At 52.8% G+C, this 23,243-nt stretch carries 25 protein-coding genes, 1 pseudogene and 1 riboswitch; of the genes and pseudogenes, 11 read left to right on the top strand and 15 right to left on the bottom strand.

The genetic code is table 11. The features are described from left to right. Positions 1 to 90 precede the first annotated feature (90 nt). Together WBP50_RS02525 and WBP50_RS02520 are read right to left on the bottom strand one after the other, a co-directional pair. Entirely contained in the window at positions 91 to 744 is a 654-nt protein-coding gene (locus WBP50_RS02525) for a DNA-binding response regulator (RefSeq protein WP_423931492.1), read from the bottom strand. Position 745: 1 nt separating this feature from the next. Then, complete coding sequence (locus WBP50_RS02520; RefSeq protein WP_423931491.1) at positions 746 to 1,012, bottom strand: HPr family phosphocarrier protein; 267 nt, start codon at positions 1,010 to 1,012, stop codon at positions 746 to 748. Positions 1,013 to 1,387: 375 nt separating this feature from the next. After that, a riboswitch (SAM riboswitch) is annotated at positions 1,388 to 1,530 on the top strand. 169 nt (positions 1,531 to 1,699) lie between these two features. On the opposite strand from WBP50_RS02520, the gene WBP50_RS02515 reads away from it, so the two are divergent. The 4 genes and pseudogenes from WBP50_RS02515 to WBP50_RS02500 all read left to right on the top strand — a co-directional run bounded on the left by WBP50_RS02515 (position 1,700) and on the right by WBP50_RS02500 (position 5,771). Further along, positions 1,700 to 2,836, top strand: coding sequence for a trans-sulfuration enzyme family protein (locus WBP50_RS02515; RefSeq protein ID WP_423931490.1), 1,137 nt, complete (start codon positions 1,700 to 1,702; stop codon positions 2,834 to 2,836). 235 nt (positions 2,837 to 3,071) lie between these two features. Continuing rightward, the gene (dsbD, locus tag WBP50_RS02510) at positions 3,072 to 4,931 is read left to right on the top strand and encodes a protein-disulfide reductase DsbD (protein ID WP_423931489.1); all 1,860 of its coding nucleotides are present in this window, start codon (positions 3,072 to 3,074) and stop codon (positions 4,929 to 4,931) included. Positions 4,932 to 5,129: 198 nt separating this feature from the next. Next, positions 5,130 to 5,270, top strand: a pseudogene (locus tag WBP50_RS02505) (class D beta-lactamase); the annotation flags it as partial. Positions 5,271 to 5,399: 129 nt separating this feature from the next. Further along, entirely contained in the window at positions 5,400 to 5,771 is a 372-nt protein-coding gene (locus WBP50_RS02500; RefSeq protein WP_423931488.1) for a pyridoxamine 5'-phosphate oxidase family protein, read from the top strand. A 201-nt stretch (positions 5,772 to 5,972) separates the two neighbouring features. On the opposite strand, the gene WBP50_RS02495 is transcribed toward WBP50_RS02500, so the two are convergent. The 5 genes from WBP50_RS02495 to WBP50_RS02475 form a co-directional block, all read right to left on the bottom strand. Beyond that, positions 5,973 to 7,787, bottom strand: coding sequence for an ABC transporter ATP-binding protein (locus WBP50_RS02495; protein ID WP_423931487.1), 1,815 nt, complete (start codon positions 7,785 to 7,787; stop codon positions 5,973 to 5,975). A 7-nt stretch (positions 7,788 to 7,794) separates the two neighbouring features. Beyond that, entirely contained in the window at positions 7,795 to 8,961 is a 1,167-nt protein-coding gene (locus WBP50_RS02490; protein WP_423931486.1) for a CXXX repeat peptide maturase, read from the bottom strand. After that, positions 8,954 to 10,153, bottom strand: coding sequence for a radical SAM peptide maturase, CXXX-repeat target family (locus tag WBP50_RS02485; protein ID WP_423931485.1), 1,200 nt, complete (start codon positions 10,151 to 10,153; stop codon positions 8,954 to 8,956). The genes WBP50_RS02490 and WBP50_RS02485 overlap by 8 nt, the downstream gene beginning before the upstream one ends. A 159-nt stretch (positions 10,154 to 10,312) precedes the next feature. Further along, positions 10,313 to 10,555 carry a hypothetical protein gene (locus tag WBP50_RS02480; protein WP_423931484.1) on the bottom strand — a complete coding sequence of 81 codons (243 nt, stop codon included), beginning with the start codon at positions 10,553 to 10,555 and terminating at the stop codon, positions 10,313 to 10,315. 80 nt (positions 10,556 to 10,635) lie between these two features. Then, the gene (locus tag WBP50_RS02475; RefSeq protein WP_423931483.1) at positions 10,636 to 11,334 is read right to left on the bottom strand and encodes a hypothetical protein; all 699 of its coding nucleotides are present in this window, start codon (positions 11,332 to 11,334) and stop codon (positions 10,636 to 10,638) included. A gap of 327 nt (positions 11,335 to 11,661) precedes the next feature. Here WBP50_RS02475 and WBP50_RS02470 point away from each other — a divergent pair, with 327 nt between their 5' ends. Next, complete coding sequence (locus WBP50_RS02470; protein ID WP_423931482.1) at positions 11,662 to 11,910, top strand: hypothetical protein; 249 nt, start codon at positions 11,662 to 11,664, stop codon at positions 11,908 to 11,910. A gap of 385 nt (positions 11,911 to 12,295) precedes the next feature. Here the strand turns inward: WBP50_RS02470 and WBP50_RS02465 are convergent, their stop codons facing one another. From WBP50_RS02465 to WBP50_RS02455, 3 genes are all read right to left on the bottom strand, one after another. Then, positions 12,296 to 12,544 (bottom strand): DUF2442 domain-containing protein, encoded by a 249-nt coding sequence (locus WBP50_RS02465; protein WP_423931481.1) that lies wholly within the window; start codon positions 12,542 to 12,544, stop codon positions 12,296 to 12,298. Continuing rightward, positions 12,501 to 12,674: a DUF4160 domain-containing protein gene (locus tag WBP50_RS02460; RefSeq protein ID WP_423931499.1), complete on the bottom strand. Its 174-nt coding sequence runs from the start codon at positions 12,672 to 12,674 to the stop codon at positions 12,501 to 12,503. The genes WBP50_RS02465 and WBP50_RS02460 overlap by 44 nt, the downstream gene beginning before the upstream one ends. Before the next feature lie 229 nt (positions 12,675 to 12,903). After that, complete coding sequence (locus WBP50_RS02455; protein WP_423931480.1) at positions 12,904 to 13,341, bottom strand: C40 family peptidase; 438 nt, start codon at positions 13,339 to 13,341, stop codon at positions 12,904 to 12,906. Between WBP50_RS02455 and WBP50_RS02450 the strand changes: the two genes are divergently transcribed. The 4 genes from WBP50_RS02450 to WBP50_RS02435 all read left to right on the top strand — a co-directional run bounded on the left by WBP50_RS02450 (position 13,340) and on the right by WBP50_RS02435 (position 15,920). Further along, positions 13,340 to 13,636, top strand: coding sequence for a hypothetical protein (locus WBP50_RS02450; protein ID WP_423931479.1), 297 nt, complete (start codon positions 13,340 to 13,342; stop codon positions 13,634 to 13,636). The two genes, WBP50_RS02455 and WBP50_RS02450, sit on opposite strands and share 2 nt — an antisense overlap. A 189-nt stretch (positions 13,637 to 13,825) precedes the next feature. Beyond that, the gene (locus tag WBP50_RS02445; protein WP_423931478.1) at positions 13,826 to 14,440 is read left to right on the top strand and encodes a YecA family protein; all 615 of its coding nucleotides are present in this window, start codon (positions 13,826 to 13,828) and stop codon (positions 14,438 to 14,440) included. Between the two features lie 32 nt (positions 14,441 to 14,472). Continuing rightward, a complete protein-coding gene (locus WBP50_RS02440; protein WP_423931477.1) occupies positions 14,473 to 15,102 on the top strand; it encodes a M15 family metallopeptidase in 630 nt (209 codons plus the stop codon). Further along, positions 15,099 to 15,920: an SDR family oxidoreductase gene (locus WBP50_RS02435; protein WP_423931476.1), complete on the top strand. Its 822-nt coding sequence runs from the start codon at positions 15,099 to 15,101 to the stop codon at positions 15,918 to 15,920. Before WBP50_RS02440 ends, WBP50_RS02435 begins: the two co-directional genes overlap by 4 nt. Before the next feature lie 21 nt (positions 15,921 to 15,941). On the opposite strand, the gene WBP50_RS02430 is transcribed toward WBP50_RS02435, so the two are convergent. From WBP50_RS02430 to WBP50_RS02420, 3 genes are read right to left on the bottom strand one after another with little or no spacing between them, the layout of a single operon-like run. Next, on the bottom strand, positions 15,942 to 17,345 hold the full coding sequence (locus WBP50_RS02430) for a transglycosylase SLT domain-containing protein (protein WP_423931475.1): 1,404 nt from the start codon (positions 17,343 to 17,345) through the stop codon (positions 15,942 to 15,944). A gap of 50 nt (positions 17,346 to 17,395) precedes the next feature. Continuing rightward, entirely contained in the window at positions 17,396 to 18,139 is a 744-nt protein-coding gene (locus tag WBP50_RS02425; RefSeq protein ID WP_423931474.1) for a ParA family protein, read from the bottom strand. Positions 18,140 to 18,148: 9 nt separating this feature from the next. After that, positions 18,149 to 19,714, bottom strand: a complete 1,566-nt coding sequence (locus WBP50_RS02420) for a CHAD domain-containing protein (RefSeq protein ID WP_423931473.1) — start codon at positions 19,712 to 19,714, stop codon at positions 18,149 to 18,151. A 236-nt stretch (positions 19,715 to 19,950) separates the two neighbouring features. Between WBP50_RS02420 and WBP50_RS02415 the strand changes: the two genes are divergently transcribed. Both WBP50_RS02415 and WBP50_RS02410 read left to right on the top strand, forming a co-directional pair. Further along, positions 19,951 to 20,994 carry a BMP family lipoprotein gene (locus WBP50_RS02415; RefSeq protein ID WP_423931472.1) on the top strand — a complete coding sequence of 348 codons (1,044 nt, stop codon included), beginning with the start codon at positions 19,951 to 19,953 and terminating at the stop codon, positions 20,992 to 20,994. 53 nt (positions 20,995 to 21,047) lie between these two features. After that, positions 21,048 to 22,043 (top strand): SDR family oxidoreductase, encoded by a 996-nt coding sequence (locus tag WBP50_RS02410; protein WP_423931471.1) that lies wholly within the window; start codon positions 21,048 to 21,050, stop codon positions 22,041 to 22,043. Positions 22,044 to 22,148: 105 nt separating this feature from the next. Here the strand turns inward: WBP50_RS02410 and WBP50_RS02405 are convergent, their stop codons facing one another. Further along, positions 22,149 to 22,937 (bottom strand): class I SAM-dependent methyltransferase, encoded by a 789-nt coding sequence (locus WBP50_RS02405; RefSeq protein ID WP_423931470.1) that lies wholly within the window; start codon positions 22,935 to 22,937, stop codon positions 22,149 to 22,151. A 75-nt stretch (positions 22,938 to 23,012) separates the two neighbouring features. Beyond that, entirely contained in the window at positions 23,013 to 23,207 is a 195-nt protein-coding gene (locus tag WBP50_RS02400) for a hypothetical protein (RefSeq protein ID WP_423931469.1), read from the bottom strand. Between the last annotated feature and the right edge of the window lie 36 nt (positions 23,208 to 23,243).

Below are 23,243 nucleotides of genomic sequence, written 5' to 3'. Positions count from 1 at the left end.
AACAGATGTAACCTCTTGAAATATCGATACCTGCAAGGGAAATTGAAATCCCTCCAAACCGGTATTTTTTATACCCTGAAACAGGTAGATTCAGATATGGTATGCGATATTGTCGATCAAACCGGCCTTTATCGCATACAGGATCAGCTCCGTACTGCTCGATACGCCGAGTTTGCGGAAGATGTTTTTCCGGTGGGTCATCACCGTATGAAAACTGATGTGTTTTCGCGAGGCGATCTCCTTTGTCGACAGTCCCGCGGAGATCAGGCGGACGATGTCGATTTCGGAGGTGGTCAGGAGGTAAGCCTCTTCCTGGGGGCCTTCTTTTCTGAGAAGCACGTCAAGCACGCTTCCCGAATAATATTTCTTTCCCTTCAGGCCCGAACCGACAGCATGAAGAATCTCCTCCTCATCGTCTTTTTTCAGGACGATGGTTTTTATGCCCGCATCGTTCAGTTCCTTTATCTGGTACTGGTTGATGGCGTTGGTGACAATGACGATGCCTGCAGCCTCATGCTGTTTTTTGAGTTCCCCGATATCCTTTATGGAGAGAAAATCGAACAGGATGAAATCGGTTACGATAACGGCCCGCGGGTGTTCATGGAGAACCTGCTGCAGCTCTTCCCGGCCGGAAACGCTTCTGACGCCCGGATAATGAGGCTGCAGGATTGAGCGAAGTCCCTCCCGGGTAAGATGCTGCGTGTCGGCAATGACGACAGGCGTATGGTTATGGTGATGTTTCATTTCAGATTCCCGCTCCGTTTTCAAAAACTTCTTCGACCATTGCAAGCGTTTCCCCTTCGCTGCCGCCTTCGACGGTGACCTGAAGGGAGGTCCCCGATACGGCGCACAGGGTGAGCATATCGATCAGGGAGGCCGATTCGGCTTTCTGGCCGTTTTCTTTTTCCAGAATAATGGAGCTTTTCTGCCGGCGGGCGATGCCCGCAATTTTTGCGAGCGCCCTGAAATGCAGTCCTTCCGGTATTTTCACGGTGAGCTGTTTATGAAGCATGATGAGAGAGACAAATGGTTACGGTTATGGTATTGCGTTTTTGGAGCCCGGAAAATGAAAAAGCCGATCCTGAGCATCAGAACCGGCTTTCTGTAACAGTCTAACGACCATACATGGTGATCACGACAAGTGATGCTCCGGTATCTTGCGCAAGGAACAGGCGGAACAGCACCTTTTACAGTGGAGAGCTTTTCCTATGATTGTTGACTGTGGTGACATGGGCTCAACGATTTACTGTTTACAGGGTCATTAACAATTGTTAATATTTTTTTTGAAATAAAACAAGAAAAGATCAGCGCTGCCAAAAAATGAAAAAATGTTGACCGCCAGAGATTTTTTGCTATATTAACAATTGTTAATAGTTCTTTCTCGTAACGGTCATCAAGAAAGGCTGAGGGAATAGACCCGTTGAAGCCTTGACAACCGATTCCGATCAGCGGGACACGGTGCCACATTCTACTTCTTGCTGCATGCCTGACGGTATATTTGTTTTTTACTGCAGGGAAGAAAGATGAGTGAAAAAGAGAGCAGAATTGCTTTTTTCAATAACAGCGAATATGCATCACCTGCATGTTTGCCGAAAAAATTGACAGAAGTTTCGGACAACCTTTTCCTCACTCAGGAAGAGGTTTTTTTTTGCCCATCCCGTTTTTTTACGTCATATAAACAATCAACGTACTCCATACCATGAGTTTTCAGACAGACACCATTCATGCGGGAGTTGCTCCCGACAAAGCCTATGGCGCCATCATGACGCCGATCTATCAGTCTTCAACCTTTGTTTTCGAGGATATAGGGAAGCACAGGGGGTTCGACTATACGCGAAGCGGTAACCCGACAAGACAGGCTCTTGAGGACAGTCTCGCTTCGCTCGAGGGCGGCTCGTTCGCGGCTGCCGTTACCAGTGGCATGGCCGCCATTACGACCGTCCTGCACCTGTTCACTACCGGAGACGAGATCATCTGCACCGATGACTGCTATGGCGGTACGGCAAGACTTCTTAAAACCATACAGGAGCATTTTGGCATTAAGGTGCATTTCGAGGATCTCAGAAATCATGAGCGTCTTGAATCACTTATCAACAGCAGAACAAGGGCGGTATGGATTGAAACACCCTCCAATCCGCTGCTCAATCTTGTCGATATCGAAGCTGTTTCGACCTGTGCAAAAAAGCACGGCCTGCTTTCCATTGTCGACAACACCTTTCTTTCGCCGTATCTCCAGCAGCCGTTCAGACTTGGAGCTGATATCGTGGTGCATTCAACAACGAAATACCTGAACGGTCATTCGGATGTTATTGGAGGAGCCCTGCTTTCCTGCAATCCGGAACTTGATCAGAAGCTGAAATACCTTGTCAATACTCTGGGCACCTGTGCCCAGCCGTTTGATTGCTGGCTGGTGCTGCGGGGAATAAAAACACTTGTCCCGAGGATGAAGGAGCATCTCTATAATGCACAGGGTGTAGCGGAGTTCCTTGCGGGACATCCCAAAGTGAAACAGGTGTTTTACCCCGGACTTGCATCCCATCCCCAGCATGAGCTTGCCAGGAGACAGCAGCGAGGATTCGGAGCAATGGTCTCTTTCGATCTTGACGGAAATATCGAGGACGTCAATCGTGTCCTGAAAGGCACGAAACTGTTTGCCCTCGCTGAAAGCCTTGGTGGTGTGGAGTCGCTTATCGAACATCCGGCAACGATGAGCCATTTGTCGATGGGCAACGAGCATCGTCAGGCTGTAGGGATTACCGATTCCGTGATCCGGCTTTCCATAGGGATTGAGGACCGCGATGACCTCATTGATGATCTGCGGAGGGCTCTCGGCTGATCGCTGCGACTGCCCACCCTGTCCCGCTTATCCCGAAATATGGCCGGGACAGGGTTTATTGCTGCCGATTCCTTTCCGTCCGGGAAAAACGTTGACATAATTGTTCCGGCTCTCTCTTATATTTCCGAGTGATACTCCGGCCAGTCCGACGTATGGACTGACCCTGAGGTTTTTCATTCGCTATTTCCGGAATAAGTCTTTTCATTCAACCATTCTTTTTCCCGATATACAGGTTATGCGTGATTCCTTGTTATACAGGCTGTCTCGACTTCTCTTGTTGCTGCTTTTCCTGCTCATTCCGGTACAATCCGTTTTTTCGGCCGGTTTTCTCGATCCTGAAGATGCGTTCAGGCTGAAGGCTGAATATACCGGGTCGCGCTCCCTCGTGCTCGACTGGGAGATTGCCGAAGGGTACAAGCTCTCCGGCGACCAGGTGAAGGTGAACCTGAAAAGCGGCAGGGCGGATCTGGGCGTTCCCGTGCTGCCGGCAGGGGAGCGCGTGAAGGACCCTTCCAGCGGCGAAGAGTCGGTGGTGTATCACAGGCAGCTGCATGCAGAGGTGCCGGTTTCCGGCGCCTCCGGCGTTTTTACCGTTGCGGTTGTCTATCAGGGATGCTCCGAGGATGGACTCTGTTATCCTCCTTTTACCCGTATGGTGACTGTAGATCCGGCCAGGCCGGGAATGCTGAAGGTTGTCGTGGATCCTGAATCCGGGGGCTTCGGCGGTTTTGCCGTTACGGAAAATGCCGCCGGTGATTCCTCCCCGGCCGTCGAGCCGGCCGGAAAGGATGATGATTTCTCGCTGGCGCAATCGACACTCGCAAGCCGCAGCCTGTGGAAAATCGCGCTCGCATTCCTGTTTTTCGGCATGCTGCTCTCCGTTACTCCCTGCGTCCTGCCCATGATCCCCATTCTTTCGTCAATCATCGTCGGCGACGGTGGCTCCGGCAGGGGACGCAGTTTCATGCTGGCCGTGGCATACAGCCTCGGTATGGCGCTCGTCTACACGCTGCTCGGCGTCGCCGCCGGCCTTGCCGGAGAGGGCTTTGCCGGAGCGCTGCAGCAGCCCAGGGTGCTGAAGCTTTTCGCGATTCTGCTGGTGGTGCTCGCCCTCTCGATGTTCGATGTCTATCAGCTTCAGATACCCGCTTTCATGCAGAGCGCCCTGTCGAAAACATGCGGCAGGCTGAAAGGAGGCCGGATTGCCGGAGTTTTTCTTATGGGAGCCCTCTCCGCGCTGATTGTCGGCCCCTGCGTTGCCGCACCGCTTGCCGGTACGCTGGTCTACATCAGCCAGACCCGCGATGTGGTTATCGGGGGTGTTGCGCTTTTTTCGATGGCCATCGGCATGAGCGTTCCGCTTCTCCTGGTGGGGCTCTCCGCCGGAACCCTGCTGCCGAAAGCCGGAGCGTGGATGAATGAGGTGAAATACCTGTTCGGCCTGCTCCTTATCGGTGTGGCCATCTGGATGGTTTCGCCGGTCATTTCCGGCCCGGCGGTCCTGCTGCTCTGGGGCGCTCTGGCCATACTCTCGGCGGTGTTCCTCCACGTATTTGAAATACTGCCGGAAAAGCCTTCCCCCATGCTGCGTTTCGGCAAGGCACTCGGCATCCTGCTGCTCCTTGCCGGCATTCTGGAACTGGCCGGAGCGGCTTCAGGGGGCGACAATCCGCTTCAGCCGCTTTCGAAGTTCCGTACGTTTTCCGGCAAGACCCCAAGCCCGGCGGTTGATGGGGGGCTGTTTACCCGGATCAGGACGGAAGCCGAACTCGAACAGGCGCTTGCGTCAGCCGAAAAGCCGGTCATGCTCGACTTCTACGCCGACTGGTGCGTCTCCTGCAAGGAGCTTGATCATTTCACCTTCAGCGACCCGGAGGTGCGCAAACGCATGGAAAGCATGACTCTTCTGCAGGTTGATGTTACGGCGAACAGTGCCGAAGACAAGGCGCTGATGAAACGCTTCTCCATTTTCGGCCCTCCCGCCATCATCTTTTTCGATGCATCGGGCCGGGAGATTCAGGGCAGCCGCATAGCCGGATTCGTCAAGGCGAAGCCGTTCCTCGACCATCTCGGGAGGTACGTTCCCGTCCGGTAGACTCCTGGCTTTGTGTCTCTTCTTTATGACCGAACAGGGAAATCCAATCACGTGAACCGTCCGAAACGCAGCACCCTCAAGCCGGCGATGTTGCGTATCATGCTGCTCCTCATGTTTCCGTCTCCTGCAGCGGCAGGGCTGTTCGCCCGTAAAGGCGTCGAGGGCACGATGGTGCTTTCGTCGCTGAAAACTCAGGTCGGATGGTATGTCGGTTATATCGAAACGGAGGATGAGGTCTGGTTCTTCGCCCTCAACATTGATGTTCTCGGCGAAGCCGACCTGCCCCTTCGCAAGCAACTGGTGCGCGAGGCCCTGCAGGCGAAAGGCATCATCAGGTAAGGATTCATGCGTCACGCAGGGATTTGTCTGAAGGAACGCAATATCTTGACAATTGTTTGTATATACCCTTACAGCGATGGAGCAACCGGCAGCATTACATTTTTTGTTACAACATAATGGAGAATACCGATGATTCCGGAGAAATTAAGGGAAGTATTAAAACAAGACGGAGTGGTTGCGATAGCCACACTGGGGCAGGATGGTCCTCACATGGTCAATACCTGGAACAGTTATATCCGGATCACTGATGATGAGCGAATCCTTATTCCTGTCGGGTACATGCACCGTACGGAAGCGAACATCGCTTTTGACAATCAGGTACTGATTACGCTGGGAAGCCGCAAGGTTGCCGGGCATATTGGCCCTGGAGCAGGCTTCCTGATCAAGGGTACTGCGAGCATGGAAGCTTCCGGTTCCGATTTTGACCTTATCAGGGCAAAATTTGCATGGGCTCGCGCTGTAATGGCCGTAACCGCCAGTTCCATTGAACAGACATTGTAGGGTGCCGTTACGCCGTTCTCACGGTACGGACGGGACTTCGGCCCGCATTGCAGCCTGACAGGAAGAGACTGCCTCCGGCGCTCTTCGGCAAAACCGGAGCGGAGGGTATTGTGCAGCCCATCGCGGTATCTTCCTTCAGAAGTTTCCCTCGACGTTCGATTCCATTTCCATTCGGGACTTCGAAAAAAAACGGATAACCCTTCAGAATGCCTCTTTGTCCATTGTCTCGTTCGGCCAGACTTGAGTTGCCACACGCTCCTGTTCATTTCGAATCATCCAAAATCGGGTATACCGGCCTTGCTTGTTGAGCAGCTCCGTATGGGTGCCTTCTTCGACGATCTCTCCATGGTGCAGCACCAGTATTCGATCTGCATTACTGATGGTATTGAGCCGGTGGGCGATAACAAAGCTTGTCCGGTTTTTCATGAGCCTGTCCAGCGCTTCCTGAATAAGCTGCTCGGTGGCATTATCGACGCTTGCAGTTGCTTCGTCAAGTATGATAACTGGTGCATCTTTTAACAGCGCTCGGGCAATGCTGATACGCTGTTTCTCGCCTGAGCTGAGCATGACACCCCGTTCGCCGACAAGGGTTTCGTAGCCTTCAGGCAATGCCTCAATGAATGCGCTGCAGTTAGCGGCATCCGCAGCAGCAAGCATTTTCTCCAGTGAGGCTTCGAGTTGGCCATAAAGCAGGTTGTCGCGTATGGTGCCGTTGAACAGAAACGGTTCCTGGCTTACGAGGCTGATCTGTTTGCGCAAGGAGTGGATCGGCACCGAGGAGATATCCCGTGAATCGATGAAAATCTTTCCGGAAACTGGACGATAAAAGGCTAACAAAAGGTTTACCATGCTTGTTTTACCTGCCCCTGTCGAGCCTGCAAGCGCGATCTTTTCTCCCGGTGCGGCATGAAGCGAAATGTTTTTCAGGACAGGCACTCCCTCCTTGTATCCAAAGCTGACGGACTCATACCGGACATCTCCTAGCACTTTTTCCGGAAAAGGGGTGTTTCCGGTACTCTCTTTCCGTTCGGTATCCAGATCAAGAATCGTGAAAAGCCTTTCCGAGGACGCCCGCGCTGATTGCACCATCTGGTTCAACCCGTCGATTCGTCCGACAGGTTCGTAAAAGAGTCCGAGATAGAAAAGAAACCCTACAAGTTCGCCAAGGGAAAGCTGTCCGTGCATCACCATGGGCGTTCCCGCCCAGAGAACCAGTACTGTTCCGAGCGAGCCAGCAAAAGTCATGGAGGGAGTATAGACGGCCCAGATGTCCATGACTTTGATAGTACTTTGGCGGAGCCTTTCGGCCTGTCCGGAGAACCGTATGCTTTCGAATTCCTCACGTCCGTAAGCTTTGATCTGTCGGATTCCTTGCAGGGAGTCCATGATTAGAGCATTCAGTTTTCCGATTTCCCGGCGTTGACTCCGGTAGCCTGGATGAGCGGAGAAGGTATACCAGAGTGCTCCAGCTGTCAGCACGGCAAGCGGTAGCAATGCAAGTGCGGTGAGACTGTAGCTCTTGAAAAGAAGAATCACCAGTACGGCAAGAATGCTCATGAAGGTTGTCAGGGCGCGTTCAACGCCGTCTGTGAGTATGCGCTGTACGGAAGCTACATCGTCGATGATGCGCGTCATGAGGTCCCCCGATGCATGGCGATCGAAAAATCCTGTCGGCAGAGAGAGCAGATGATCGTAAACATCCCGCCGCATATCGAGAATAACCTTCTGTCCGAATCGGGTGTTGACTGCAATGCGGAGCGCATTACTGACGGCATGCAGCAAAAATGCGCCCGTTAGGGCCACTGCTGCGGGAATGATCATTGATTCCTGTCGTTTCGCAATAACAGCATCAATGATGTACTGCGTTATCTGCGGGTACATGAAATAGAAGCTGATGGTAAGCATGGCCAGCAGCATGTTGGCTGCCGCCATAATCCGGTAGGGCTTGAGATAAACCAGCGTGCGCTGCATAAATTCCGTTACGTTAACGGTGCGCGGAGTGGTGTACTGCGTCATTGCCTGCTCAGTTTGTTTCGAGGTCAGGTGGATGACAGCAGCGCTGTTTCAGCTTTGTGAGCAGGGCTGGATCGATGCGGTAGAGCTGCAGAAGAAGCTCCTTTACCGGTACCTCTTCGAGCGGCCTAGAAAGCAGTCCGGCAAAGAGGCGATCCTTGTCCGCCGGGCCGAGCGAGGGATCGGCGAGAGGAAGAAGCGGATCGAGATAATCGATAGCGGGAATCGGGGCAATCCGTTTTTCGGGAGGAAGATAATGATTGATCGTTTCCGCCAGTTTCCTTGACTCGTTGCGCTCGGTATGTGCAATTGAGCACTGTTGGCTCGAAGGCGTATTCAATTCCCCTGTAAGCTTCCTGTTCAGAAATATGCATCGTTTGCAGTGATATGCATCGCAGTTGCGGCAGACTGGTGCGTGAGCAAGATCAAGTAGATGCGAGTCGTCGATCGTGTATCCAGAGGCGATATCGCCAATGCTGTTTTCAGGATTTTCGTAATAAAATGCCGGGCAGAGGTAGAACCTGCCGTTCGGTGCAAGTGTAAGATGATCGAGGCCAGCGCCACAGTTATGCATGGAGGAAAGAAACAGTCTGTCGGAAACAACGTTGATTTCGCCGAATGCTCCTTGCCGGTAACGCTTTTCGAGCTGTCGCCGGATGGATTCGAGTTCAGCTCTGTAGCTGTCGAGTTCAGCCTGACCGAATTTTTCCGGGTCACGGATTACCAGATTCACCCTGCGGCAGTTTTCGGCAAGATGATTGACGGTTTCAGCCAGAAAGGGGATCTCTTTTCGCGAAAATCGCAGGATAATATTGCTATTGCTGTCGTCCCTATCAGGAAGTGCTTTGGCACGCATCAAAGTTTCGGAGACACCGTTGGCCAGATCGATTACCTGCATACAATCGGTACCGTGACAAACCGTTTGGTCTGGAATGATCTTGACGTGTTCAACCGATTCAATGAGTATGGCATGAGCTGGCGGCAGGGGGGTGTCGCCATAAAGAAAACTTGCAAACAGCCTGTTGGTGATGGCATAATGGACAGCCTTTCGCAGGATGTCTGCATCGATCAGGCAGCTCTGAGCGGAGCCGCTGTTTTCGTAGTGACAGAACGAGGTTGACCCTTCTTCAAGTATTACAATCAGGAGGTGCGGCATCTGGCAGAAAAATTCAGGCATGAAGAATACGGTCGAGCCGGTTCCGGTAATAGTTATTGGCCCTTACCCTGGCTTTGTGCATGGAGCAAAGGTTGGTGGCTCTCCTGAAAATGGTTTGGGTTTCTGCATAATCGTAGTTTGCCCCCTGACACCAGGCACAACCCGAGGCAACAGGACATTCCACGCACTCGGCTGTGCTTTGTGAACGCAGATCAAGCGAGAGGAAAGGCCGCAATCTGTTGAGATTAATCCCGTCAAAGCAATTGCCAACAGAAATTGCTTTTTTCCGCGAAAGCGATGGAGGGGTAAACCGATGGCAGGGGTAAAAGTTTCCCTCACTATCGACGGCAAGCATCCTTCCTGCGCCGCACCAGTTGTTATTGTCCATTCGCGGATAACCAATGGTTTCAGAAAAGAACGAGCAGGTGCATTGCCTGAATAATTCCTGATCGATGAACGCGTCGGCAAGCGTGATCAACTGCTCTTCGAACAGTTGATCATCGCCTTCTTTCCACGCATCTTCGAAGACGACATTGATGCTGACGTGCCTGATACCCAGATCATGCAGGTGCAAGACGCTTTCGGCTACAAAAGGCAGATCGTCGCTCGAAACCGTTACTTTCGTACTGGCGTCAGGAAACTGTTTGAGCCAGAGCGGGATATTTTTGACGATGTCTGCATATGAGCCCTTTTCCGAGGGATAGACTCTGTTCAGATCGTGTTTTTGTGGTGTTCCGTCAAGTGTGAGACCGATGCTGAGATTTTTATGGTTTTTCGTGATATAGCGTTGTACGGCAGGATTGGCATAGAGGATGCCGTTTGTTGTAATGCTGAAACGGTAACTTGCGCCCCACGGATGATGCTTTTCTTGTTGACGGACCTTTATATAGTTACAAATTTCATCGATAAGACGAATCTCCAGCAGGGGTTCCCCACCGATAAAATCCCATACAATCGAGGGCTCTGAAAAGAGTTCCCGATTTTCTGTAAGGTAATCCACAACCTTCCGGGCGACCTCAAAACTCATGGCGCTGTGGCTGTTTTTTCCTGTGAAATAGCAATATCGGCAACGTAACTGGCAATCTTCGGTTACCATGAACGTTACGGTTTTCGCTTTGGACTGCTGCCACACGACTGGTGGCCTGGCGACAGATGCACACATAAATACACGATAATCATTGATCACAAGAGGGGAAGGCGTACAGCGATACATCAGCTGTTGCTAAAGCATGCAAATACTGCATCATCTCAAGACCATAAAGGAGGTTGGGGCAAAAACACAGTCGTTGAATGCGGAAATACAAACTGCGGGGATGAACATTCTGATTCGATCCCCGCAGTTTGTAACGGATATCCTGAATAGCGGAACAGCTTATTTGCTGACCGTAATGCACTCATCTTTACAACCGGAGAGGCACTGGCCTCCACAACCCCCATCGCAGTCGCTTGCGGCCTGTATGTCCATATGGGCTACCGTATTTTGTGATCCCGAGTTCAAGAAACCAAAACCGGGGAGGGTCTTTCTTGCCATGCGATGCAGGCGTTCCCTTTCTGCGCTGATGATTTTTTCCATTGCATTATTCATGATTTGGTTTGCAAAAACGGCAATTCTCATTGACCAATGATACTGATATGGAATCTTATTTACAATAGCCATAACAAAATACGGAGATATATCAGTGATTTCTTCTGTAACTAACCAGGGCTCTGAACCGGCAGGGGTAAACTTATGTGCCTGCGAGCCTTCAGATCGTAAATATAGAAAGTATGAAGGTTTTGGCTGAAGCGAACATAGTGTTCATCGTAAGAGAAATTTGCGGCGATGGGGCGACTCCAGAGTATTTTGCCATCACGGCCAAGCAGTGTAAACGCCATGTCGCTGTTATCGCTCTTGCGGGTAGCTACCAACGAGTAATCTCCTTTCGGTGAAACCACAATATCGACGACAACACCAAGGCTGGTATTCTGTGTCCATGCAATATTGCCGGTTGCGGTAATGAACATGGTAATGGTTGATTGTTTTGTTCCATTTTCGCCGGTCACAATCATGTCTCCCTCAGGAGAAACCGCATATTTACTGATCCACCGGAGCGAGTTGTTCTCCGTTGCTGCATTCCTGAAAAGTATTTCCCGAACCAGATTTCCATCCCTGTCATGGACAGCCATGCCGCTCGATCCGCCTTCGTCGCTCCAGCCCCAGAGCGGGAGAATAATGACCGAGCCGTTGTCGGACACTGAGGCATGACCGGGCTCAACCCAGAGCGGCTTGTTCCAGAGTTCATAACCATGCTCTTTCATACTCCATGATGCGGAGTTGTTCCCGTAGGTGATCGTCACCGTATAGCTTCCATTATCGGACGTATACGTTTCCGCCTTGCCAGCAAGATTTGACATCCGTTCAGCTGTGATACGAGCATGACCGCTCGGCAGTTTAAGAGAAAAAATAACTGCGAATATAAGGCAGCATCGTAAAATGGTTTCTGTTACGGCCAGCGTTTTTGACGGCCTTATTGTGCCACTCCCCATTGTTACCGGTATTGCGTTTATTTAAGAAATAACGTTTTGGCCGTCAGATTATCAAGGCAGGAATACATCGGTTAAGTCATTGTTTTAAAAAAACTTTTTCATGATATGGATTTTTAATGGATTGTGTTTGATAAATGATATTTTCAGATGTTTTTTTGTGTAATTGATCCAATCAGGAATGAAAACGCCACAGTTATGAAAAAAGTGTATCGCGTCCTTTTTTTAATTGCCATGGTTGGCATGCTCGGCAACAACAGCATATTTGCAGAAAGTGCTCTTGATCAACTCAACGATGCTGCCAGAGATGGGGATGCTGCGACAAGTGAACCAACAGATGAAGGCGCTCGAGAGGGTACTTCATACGGATTCGACAAACCCTCAGATACGCCTGTGGATTTAAGTGACGACCAGGATGTCGTTGATCCTGCTGATCTGAAACAATAAGCTATTATAGGAACGGTATTATTGGATGTGTTGTTCGCACGAAAATCCTTTGACACCATGAAGATGCTCTGCTGATTATCGGCAAACACTGCCCGTTCAAGAAGCGGGAACGGGAATATATGTGATTTGAAATATCAGAAGCACTACTTCTGGGCAGAAGAAGGGAACAGCCTTAATCCGCTTTGCTGAACCTGTCGGTTCCGGTCAAACAGTCCCGTCCAGTTGTACTTTTCGAGAGAAAGCTTCCCTCGATGTTCGATTCCATTTCCTGATACATCAGGTAGCGAGTTCGAGCGTATGATCGCCACAGGCATGAATTGCACAGGCCCTTTATGGCCTGCCTGGGGGGAGCTTTTCGCGTGAGGGGGGAATCCATAAGAAAAAACTATTCAAAGGAGAGCGGATAGTTTTCGGGATGCTCAATCATACCGATGCTGATATCGACATCCAGTTCGGGCCAGTAAAAATGGCCGGGGCATGGTTCTTCAATATTCAGGATTTTTCTGAACCAGGGAAATTCGTCGAACGAAAGGAAGTGCTCCTTTCCGCAACTGAGCAACCAGAATCCGTGAGACGAGATGTTTGTCACCTCAGGCTTTAATGTGTTTTTGCCGGGAGTTTCCGAGCTCATCATGACGATCCCTGATGATTCCTTCTATCTCTGACAGTTCTGCAGGTGTTAAACGATAATTTTTTTCGAGCTGTATTTCAGGTTCGAGCCGGAATTTTGCCTCACCGTTGCCACAGTGGACATGAACAGGCATTCTGTTTTTTTTCTTGAAAAGAAAAAAGCCTATAATCTTTTTCAATGAAAATAGTTAAACAGTCTGATGGGTTCTTTGCGCCGGAAAGCCTCTATCTGACATAAGCAGCAAATACCTCTGCATGCTTACTGAACCTTGTCAAGCAGGGCAAAAGGATATGAATGCCTGACAGGTTAACCGCTTGTCGGCAGAATGGAAGAAAGAAAAAAAAGAAAACCCCGCAAGCCTCTCAGGAAGCTTCTTTGTTCTCTGTGTTCCTGCTGGACTGCAGGGGCAAGGAAGGGAAGTCGGGGATGATGTTGTCGAGCACCCGCACGGCCCCGGCGAAGCGTTTGTCGTAGTAGTTCTGCTGGAGCTTGTCTTCGGTAATGCCCCTGGAGACGGAGGAGTGTACGAAGGTGTCGTTGCCGACGAAGATGCCTACATGGCTGATACGGTTGCCTCCGCGGGTCTGGAAAAATACCAGGTCGCCGGGCTTGAGTTCGCTGCGCTCGACCTTCTGCCCGATGCTGGCCATTTCAATCGAGGTGCGGGGAAGTTTCGTGTTGAACACCCGGTCGTACATGAACCGTACAAATCCGGAGCAGTCGAATCCTTCCGTACTCTGTCCGCCGAAGCGGTACCTGATGCCGAAAAACTGCCTGACGTCGCTGAAAAAGCTCCGCATGGAACAGGCGGCCTTTTCGGTGCCGGACTGGATGAGACTTTGTTCAGAAGATGGAGCTGCAAAACTGTCGGAAGAAGGAGCGAGGAAAATCGAGGAAGAGAGAAAGAAAAAGAGGCAAAATGAACGGAACGGGTGCCGGGATTTTCCGGAAACGGAGCGCGGTAGGCATAACAAATTCCTGTGCTGCATATGCGAAGCGTTTGTTAAGATGAACGGGATTGTCACTTCTGGCTTTTGGCCGGTCGGCACTCAACTTTTCAAGTTAGTTGTTTTTCAGCATGAAATCCAAATGTAATTCCAAAAAATCCCGCACGTTCATGCCGGGTATCTTTTTCCTGAACAGGCGGTCGAAAAACTCATAACAGACGAAATTATAAAGCTTTTATTCATCTTCTCAAGGAATATCGTTACCTTTCGTATAGGCTTTCTGTCTGAAACTCCGTGTAAAAACGTGCAAGGCTAACCACCGAAAACATTCTTTTTTATGACTTCTTCCGACGATCTGTTTCAGTCGCTTTCAAGCGAAGAGCTCGACGAGCTTGAGGATTTTCTTCTTCTCGACACCCACGACGACAAATCCATGACGCTCGATATGCTCGACGGGTTCCTCGCCGCTCTGGCGGTTGGGCCCTCGCTCATCACACCATCAGAGTGGCTGCCGATGGTTCTGGATGTCGAGGGTGAGGCGCCCCCCTCGTTTTCATCTCCCGAGCAGGGTGCCCGTATGACAGGCCTGATCGTACGTTACATGAATTCGGTTGTTTCGGTTTTCGATGCCGATCCCGAGAGTTACTCCCCGCTTTTCGACCAGTGCGTGTTCGGCGATCCCGAAGAGGAGGAGCTTGCCGTAAAGGCCTGGGCGCTGGGATTCATTCTCGGCATGGAGCTGCGGTGGGACGACTGGCTGCCGGTTTTCGACGCCCTCAATGCAGAGGGCGATGCCGAAGCGCATCTGCTTACCCCGATTTTTCTGCTGTCGGGAACCGACGAAAATATGCCCGAATTGAATGATGAAGAGCGCGAGGAGTGGCGTGAGCTGATTCCTGAAAGTGTTTCGAGGCTCTACCGTTACTGGCTGCCTTCCCGCTCCCAACAGTAATATCAATCAATGCATTCGGATTTCATGATCATATGAAAAAAGGGTTCATTTTTCTTTTTCTGCTCGTGCTGCCTTTCGGATCGGCTATTGCACGAGGACCTGATATGATGTTCGCCGATCTTGCGGACTATGACGCTTCGATCATTCTCGACATCCGTTACGCGACAGCAAACAATTTCACCGGCAAAGCGATCTATCCCGCATCGAGGTGTCTCCTGCGCCGCGATGTCGCCATGCGGCTTCTGAGGGTAGAGGAAAAGCTTCGCCGGAAGGGGTACCGGCTGATTGTTTTCGACTGTTACCGCCCGTTGTCGGTGCAGAAAAAATTCTGGGCCATTCTCCCCGACGAACGCTATGTGGCCGATCCGAAAAAAGGGTCGCGCCACAATCGCGGAGCCGCCGTCGATGTAAGCCTCGCCGACAGCACCGGGCGGCCTCTTGAGATGCCTACGGGTTACGACGATTTTTCCGAGAAGGCGGCCAGGGGCTGGACCGGTTCCTCGGCTGCCGCCCGGCGCAACAGCGAACTGCTTGAATCTTCCATGAAGGAGGAGGGGTTCGAGCCGTTTCCCTCCGAGTGGTGGCATTTCGACGCATCCGGCTGGGAACTTTACCCGGTTTCCGATTTTCCTCTTGAAAAAACCGGCGGTTGCGAAGATTGAACACGACGGGACAGCTGGGCGTGGTCATTACCGGGGGAAGTGCGGGGCTCGGTCTTGCGCTTGCAGCGGGATTTCTTGAGGCCGGCGACCGGGTGGCGATCTGCGGCAGGGATGCGGTGCGTCTGGCAGGCGCCCTTGACGATCTCGTACTCCGGGTGCCTTCGGGTGAGGTGCACGGGATGGTGTGCGACGTTTCCCGTCCCTCGGAGCTGACCGGTTTTCTGTCGTTCGTGCGCGAACGCCTCGGGAGGGTGGACCGCTGGATCAACAATGCAGGAAGCGCCGGTACCCTGCAGCGTCCGCTCTGGGATCTCGACAGCAGGGAAATGCTCGAGGTCTGCTCTACCAATCTTGCGGGCAGCATGATGGCCTCCGGCGAAGTGGTGGGGCTCATGCTCCGGCAGCCCCCTTCGCTCCGGCCGCTCTATCACCTGTTCAATATGGGGTTTTCGCCTGCAGGAGCACGTTTTTCACGCTCTTCGCTGCCGCACAGGGTCTCGAAAACCGCCGTGGCATCTCTCACGGCCTTTCTTTCGGAGGAACTTCTCCGAAACGGCGTCGGCTCTATCGGCGTGCATGAACTGAGTCCCGGCCTGGTCAGAACCGAGCTTCTTTTTCGGGGAGTTTCACCCGAAACCCGACGATTTCTGGAGCATGTCGCCGAAGATCCGGAACGGGTGGCAAAAGCCCTGGTCCCGAAAATCCGCCGGATCTCCAGCCGAAGCCGCCCTGTACGACACGCTTCGTTTCCGGAAATTCTTTTCAGGTCGCTCAAAGCCGTATTGGTTTCCCGAATGGCCCGTCCGGCAACGTCTTAGCATCCGCTGGCTGACGGCTGTTCACTGCGGAATGACCTGTTTGTACTGTGCGTATCTGGAGAGAATGTTCCGCGCGTAATTGACCGGCATGATGCCGTTGCAGAAACCATATTCGGCTACTTCGTCGCGGTAGTAGAAGGGGTCCGATTTCAGCTCCAGATACCTTTCCACGCTGCCTTCCCAAACATCGGGATCCCTTCCGTATTTCCTTGCCAGTTTCTGTGCGTCGCGAACATGGCCGGGACCGGCATTGTAGGAAGCGAGAATGAAGCGTATGCGGTTTTCCGGGTCCGCAATATCGTTCCACTCCCTGTGCAGCCAGGCAAGGTAAAGCGTTCCCGCCCTGATGTTGGTTTCCGGGTCGAAGAGATCGCTCATGCCGAACATGCGCGCCGTTGCCGGCATCAGCTGCATGAGGCCCATGGCTCCAGCCCAGGAGACGGCCTGAGGATCGAAATGCGACTCCTCGTAGAGCAGCGAAGCCAGCAGCCTCCAGTCCCACTTGATGCTTTGAGCATATTTTTTGACCAGAGGGTCGTAGTCGGAAATTTCGCCGGCTTTTCCGGAATAGAAGGCGTGCATCGCCCTTTTTTTGAAGGTGTACTGCTGCCGGTAGTATTTGTCCTGCAGCACCTTTACGTATGTTTGCGTGCTTTCACGGGCGAGCCACCGGTTCAGCGCTCTCAGCAGCCCGGCGGATTGCTTCGGGACGGCCCATGCCAGCGGAAGGTTTCGGCTCAACCCGGTTTCGAAATCGAGATCGGGGTAGAGCGACCTGTGCGCATCGGCAATGTTCCGGTCGGTCACCGTATAGGCGATCTTCCGGTTGGCGACATCCGTGATGATCTCGCTGGTGCTTTTCGAGCCCGGTACGGTGAGAATATCGAGATCGATTCCCTCGGAACGCTGGAGATTCTGCAGCCGGGTGTAGTAGGCCGAGCCTGAGCGGACATGGATGGTTTTTCCGTGGAGTTCCCTGATTTTTCTGATCGGCTCCTTTCCCGCCTCTTTTCTCTGCACCAGCACCTGGCTGGTGAAGCTGATGGGTTCGGTAAAGTTCACTTCGAGCTTTCTCGGGCCGGTAATGGTAAGGTTGTGGGCTACGATATCGCCATTGCCGGACCTCAGGCTCAAAAGCAGCCTGTCGAGGTCGCGAACCATGACCACCTCCATTTCCACGCCGAGATCGTCGCAGAACTTCCGGGCAAGTTCGTAACTGTAGCCCATCGGGGCGCCTTTGTAGATGAAATAGTTGACCGGATCGCAGGTCATGATGACCCGGAGTTTCCCTGATTTTTTTACGGCATCGAGATCCTGCGGCGGTTTCAGGAAGTGGCAGAATGCAAGAATCAGCAGGACGGCTGCCGATGCAATGCCGGCAAAGATGGTCCGGTTCAGGTGGAAAGATGCCTTTGCCTTTTTCATACTGGATCAGGAAAGGTTTCAAAATAGCAGGCCGGGCTTGCTTCGGAGGGTTACCGCAACGCTTTCAGGCACAGTTCTTCCCAGAGCCGGCTGTAGGCTTTTGCGGCGACGGAGGAGGGGAGCACGGCATTGAGAGGCGCCCGGTAGAGCCCCATTTTTTCGACTTCGGAGTTGTACGGGATGATCTCCCGGAAAAAGTCGGGCTGGCTGGAGCCGGCTTCGATAATGTCCCGGTGCATCGATTTGCGTTTTTCGGCCATGGTAAAGAACGCCCTGATTTTCGAAGCGTCGAGGCCGCTGCTTTCGAAAAACCCCTTGAGCTGCTCATAGGTTCGCATGGAAAGGGTGGTGGGTATGACCGGCACGAGAATCAGATCGGCGGCGGCAAAGATGCTTTCGGAAAAGAGGGTGAGGTTCGGAGGACAATCGAAGAATATGTAGCGGTATTCATCGCTGAGTTCCTCGAGATTTTTCCTGAGTTTTTTCTGCGGGTTTTTCTCCTCGAGGAGCTCAAGGTCGAGATTGCGGTATGAAAAATCCGACGGCAGCAGATCGAGGTTTTCGTAGTCGGTCGCCTTGATGTTCCGGTATATTTTTTTGCTGCCCTGAAGAAACTTGCTGCTGTTGTATTTTTCACGCGCGGCTATCCGGAAGTAGTAGGAGCTTGCGCCCTGGGGGTCCAGATCGCAGACAAGGGTCTGTTGCGAGTTCCTCGATGCCAGATAGGAGAGATTTACGGCGGCGGCGGTTTTTCCGACCCCTCCCTTTATGCTGTAGAGCGCAATGGTTTTCATTCTGGTTTATCAGCTGTTGAGAAGTTCCCTGAAAAGTGTCCCGGTTTCGTCGTTGTCGAAAAGCCGGAAGGTGTGGTGAAAAGCTTTCCGGGCCTTCTCCTGCCGGAGATGCAGCAGGCTGACAAGTCCCCCAAGCGCTGCGGCGAGTTCCGGGTTCGGGGGCTTTCCCTTCATGCCCTCCAGGCAGGTGAGCAGATAACGCTGCTGTACGGCCAGATCGACGAACATGCCGAGATTTTCCTGAAGTTCCTTCAGGTGTCTGACGACCGGTCCGATGGTTTTATCGGGAAAAAGCGATGAAAACAGTTCGAGGAGGTATCGCAGCCTCTTGCAGTCGATTCTCAGCATGTGGAGCTCGTCGTCGGAGGCCTCCGACGGGATCGCCCGTCCATGGCGCACTACCTTTTTCCATGCCTTTTCGATATGTTTTTTCGCAACGGAGAGCGTCGGTTCAAGCCCGGCGGCAGGGGGAGTGCCTCCATAAGGGTTGTCGAGCACCTCTTCGAGCAGCCTCTCCCATCCGGCGATCATTCCGGAGTATGTTTTTGAACGGAGATATGCGCTGAAACGCCTCCGCTCGGAGGTTCGGGCCGCACGAAGGTCCCGGAAGAAAGGGTCGATATGCCCGGCAAGCGACAGGGGAAGCATTGCCCGGTATTCGGACTCCATGAGCAGATAGACGTCGCTGTCCCTGAATGCGTTGCACCGGTTGCCTGCTTCACGGAATGCCCTGCTGCAGGTTTCGGTTGTTTCCGGATCGAAAATACCGCCGATCCGGCTGATGACCGAACGGGTTCTTCTGACGGCTACCCGGTAGTCGTGCAGAAACTCGGTATCGACATCCATTCCTATCCACCCTTCGTTGCGTTTCATGACGCCCAGGGCGGCAAGCAGCAGAGCGGCGACGGATTTCCGCACAGGGTCGCCGGGCCGGAGTGCGAGGGTGATTTTCGCGCTGTAGTCGTTTATCCTCCGGCCTGCCTTTTCCATCAACATGGTGAAGATATCCCTGAATTCCGAGACGCATTCGCCGCCCAGAAGATCCTCGAAACGCCGGGCGAGGTCCCGGGTCTCATCCTGGAACCCTTTAAGGGGCTTCAGGGCGAGTGTTCGGATAACGGGCTCCTTTTCGCCTTCCCGTACCAGGGCGAAGCTTTCCCACAGCAGAAAGCCGGTCGTTTTTTCTTCGCTGTCGAGTATTCTCGCGCGGAACACCTCCGTATCGACAGTGCAGCGCCTGAGCAGCGCACGAAGACCGGCGGTCGCCTCCAGCTCCGTTCTGAGGGCTCCGGGAGTAAGGGTTGCAGGGAGAAAATGTCCGGGAGTGGAAAGAAACGGTATCGACAGGCGCTCGATACCGCTTTGCAGATCGAGCAGCACGAGCCTCCTGCCGGTTATGGCCACGGCAAGCCCCTGATTGAAAAACTGCCATTCGAAGGTGTCGTAAAAAATCCGCCGCTCCTTTCGCCGCTGTTCGGGCCGGAACCGTACCGGAAATGCCGAAGAGTTCAGAAAAGATTCGATGTCGAAACCTTCCCCCGGCTTGAAGTATATGGTTTTCAGCGCGACATCCATCTGCAGGGCATTTTCTCGAGGATAGTTCTTTCTCTGTTGGTAAAGGTAAATATAACAGGAAGTTTGCGATATACCGCCAACTCCGGCAGACGATATCCCGGATGCGCATCCATCGTGCCGGCAAATTTCTTGCAGCTCCATTTTTAAATGGAGCCGGTTTTTTCTAACTTGGAATTCGTGAAAAATCTTGATACCCGACATCATTATCTGCAATCCAGCCTTTTCCTGTTGCAATCATGAACCGTCTTTTCCGTTTTTTTCTGGCATCCGTTTTTTTTCTCGGCGCCTGTTCGGGTTCTTCGACACCCGAGAAATCATCCTCCAGACCGGAAGCGGGCAACCTGAGGGTTGGCCTTGTTTTCGATGTCGGCGGTCTCGGTGACCGCTCCTTCAACGATTCGGCTTATCACGGCCTTGAGCTTGCAAAAGAGAAGCACGGCATCAGCTTTATCCATTCAGAACCCTCAGGCGAAGGAGCCGACAGGGAAGCGGCTCTCAGGCAGATGGCGGCCGATCCCGATGTCGATCTGGTCATCGGCGTAGGACTCCTTTTCAGTGATGACATTACCGCTATCGCCAGGGATTTTCCCGACAAGAAATTTGTCTGTATCGACTATATCCCGAAAAAGGGGACGCCGCTTCCCGAAAATCTTTCAGGTGTTGTTTTTGAAGAAAAAAGAGGTTCGTTTCTTGCCGGGGCGGTTGCGGGTCTGGTTACCAAAACCAATACCGTGGGCTTTATCGGAGGCATGGAATCCGGCATCATCAGAAAGTTCGAGACCGGCTTTACCGAAGGGGTGAAGTATGTCAATCCCGAGGCGACGGTCATTCCCGCCTATATCGGCATGACCGGAAGCGCTTTCGCCAATCCGGCCAAGGGCAAGGAGCTCGCTCTCGGTCAGTACGCCCGTGGCGCCGATATCATCTATGAGGCTGCCGGCGCAAGCGGCATGGGGGTGATCGAGGCTGCCCGCACCGCAAAAAAACTGGTTATCTGCACCGATCGCGACCAGGAGCCTGACGCTCCGGGGTTTGTTCTGACCAGTATGGTCAAGACCATCGACCGGGCCGTCCTCAAATGCGTTGAAGATGTGCTCGCCGGCACCTTCAGAGGCGGAGCCGTGAGGGTTTTCGGAATCGGCGACCGTTATACCGATTATGTTTACAACGACCGCAACTCGGCGCTTTTCGGCGCAGGGGTTCACGATCGTGTCGAGGATATCCGCCGGAAAATTCTTTCCGGCGTCATAGCAGTAGAGGAGCAGGCTCCGACAGAATAAGTGTTCTCTCGGCAGGCCTGTGCCGTTCTTTCAATGATTGAAGTACAGTATTGGTGAAGAAAAAAATTCTGGTGACTGGCGGTACGGGTTTTATCGGATCGCGTCTTGTCCACAAACTGGCCTCGACGGCCGACGACATTCATGTTCTTGTCCGCAAAAGCTCCGATCTGACCTCCCTGGAGGGAGTGCTCGACAGGATAACCCTTGTCTATGGAGATGTTACCAACCGGAACTCTCTGGACAGTGCGCTCAAGGACACCTGGCAGGTCTATCATTCCGCCGGGCTCACCTACATGGGCGACAAGCGCAATCCGCTGCTGCAGGCCGTCAATGTGGAGGGTACCAGGAATATCCTCGATGCATCGATGGGAGCGGGTGTGCAGAGGGTTGTGCATGTCAGTTCGATTACGGCAGTAGGCATGTGCAGCGGGAAAAAGCCTCTCGATGAAAATTCGAGGTGGAACTTCGACAGCCTCAATCTTGAATATGCCCGGACAAAACAGAAGGCGGAGCAGCTTGTGGCCGAAGCGGTGAAAAAAGGCCTGGACTGCGTCATCGTCAATCCCGCCTTTGTCTTCGGTGCCGGAGACATCAATTTCAATGCAGGACGGCTGATCAAGGATGTGTACAACCGTAAGATACCGTTTTTTCCGGTTGGCGGCGTCTGCGTGATCGATGTGGAAATCGTAGCGGAAACGATTGTTGCGGCGATGGAGAAGGGAAGAACCGGGGAGCGGTATATCATCGGCGGCGACAATGTGTCCTACAGGGAGCTTGTCGCGACGATTTCAGCCGTTACCGGAGCACCGAAAGTGTATCTTCCCCTGCCGTTCTGGATGGCCAGAATACTGAAATCGCTTCTGGATATGCACAAAGGCCGCAACGGCATATCCAAGCTTTTCAACCTCTCCATGTTCAGGGTGGCTTCGGAAAACCTCTATTACGATTCGTCGAAGGCCGTTCGCGAACTCGGCATGAGGCGCGAGCCTCATGCAAACAGCATCAGAAGCGCATTCGAGTGGTATCGCGACAGGGATATGCTGCATTAGACAACTCCGCTCCCGTCCGGCCCTGTTCGGCAGACAGCATCACGTTCCTCTGCCTGAAGGCGCATCCCGAGCCGCTGGTGCACTGCGGGCGGATCGCCGTAAAAATCAGGGTTTCAGGGCGAAAAGCATCATTCTCGGAGAGTGTTCCTCATCGAAGTCGCTGCCGCTGTAGTCGCCGGCAATCGATTCCAGACTGAACCCGGCCTCGGCAAGCATCGCCGATATGGTTTCCCTGCTGAAAAGACGAACGGATTCGGTGAACAGCAGCGGCTCCCCCGTGTCCGGAGTGATTGCTATCGTTTTGGTTATCCGGTTTCCCTCCAGGGTGCGTCTCTCGACGACCGTCAGATTTTCGATGGTGCGCCGGGAAACCGGAACGAGATTCCGCTTCAGATGCTGAGGATTGATGAGATCGAGCACATACCATCCGCCGCTGTTGAGTGCCCGGAAAGCATTTGCAAGCACCCTGCGGTCGTCCTCTTCCGATTCGAAATATCCGAAACTGGTAAAGAGCTGCACAACCAGGTCGAAACGATCCTTTTCGGGAAACATACGCATGTCGCAGCAGCTCAGTACAAGTTCGATGCTGCAGGCAAGGGCCTCCCTGCGTGCGGTATCGAGCAGAAAGGGAGAGAGATCGTTGCCGGTCACGCAGTAGCCGAGCCGGGCGAGTTCAAGCGCATGGCGGCCTGCGCCGCAGGCGATATCCAGCACGCTGACCGAAGATGGCTGCCGGTTTGCGGGCTGTGTGCGATTGATGATGGTTCGGATGCAGCGGGCTGCCTCCCCTGTATCGCGATGACTGTAGACCCTGAGGTAGAGCGGATGATTGAACCATTCCGCAAACCAGGACGGGCGGGCATCGTGACCGGAAGAGTTACCGCTTTCTGGCATGAATGAGGGAGATCGTATGATGAAAAGAGGATGCGCGGGGTAACGCCCGGATGCCCCGCGCAAGAGGAAAACAGCTTATTTTACCGCATCGCTGACGGCTTTTGCAAGAATAGCCTGTTCATTTTCGCCGTTGGGAATGCGGACGTTTTTTTCAACGAATTTCCATGCCTTGCTTTTTCCCGACGGGACGGAAAGCACGAGTTTGGCTACCTTGAAGTCGCTGCCGCCGGTTTTCTTTCCTTTATCGCCGAACGTTTGTTTCTTTGCCATGACTGATACGCTGGTTCTTGTGGTTGTTTCGTAACG

It is taken from the genome of Chlorobium sp. (assembly GCF_049593655.1).
Classification (GTDB): domain Bacteria; phylum Bacteroidota; class Chlorobiia; order Chlorobiales; family Chlorobiaceae; genus Chlorobium.
The sequence above is the reverse complement of the archived record's forward strand: the minus strand, read 5'-3'. Positions and strand labels throughout refer to the sequence as shown.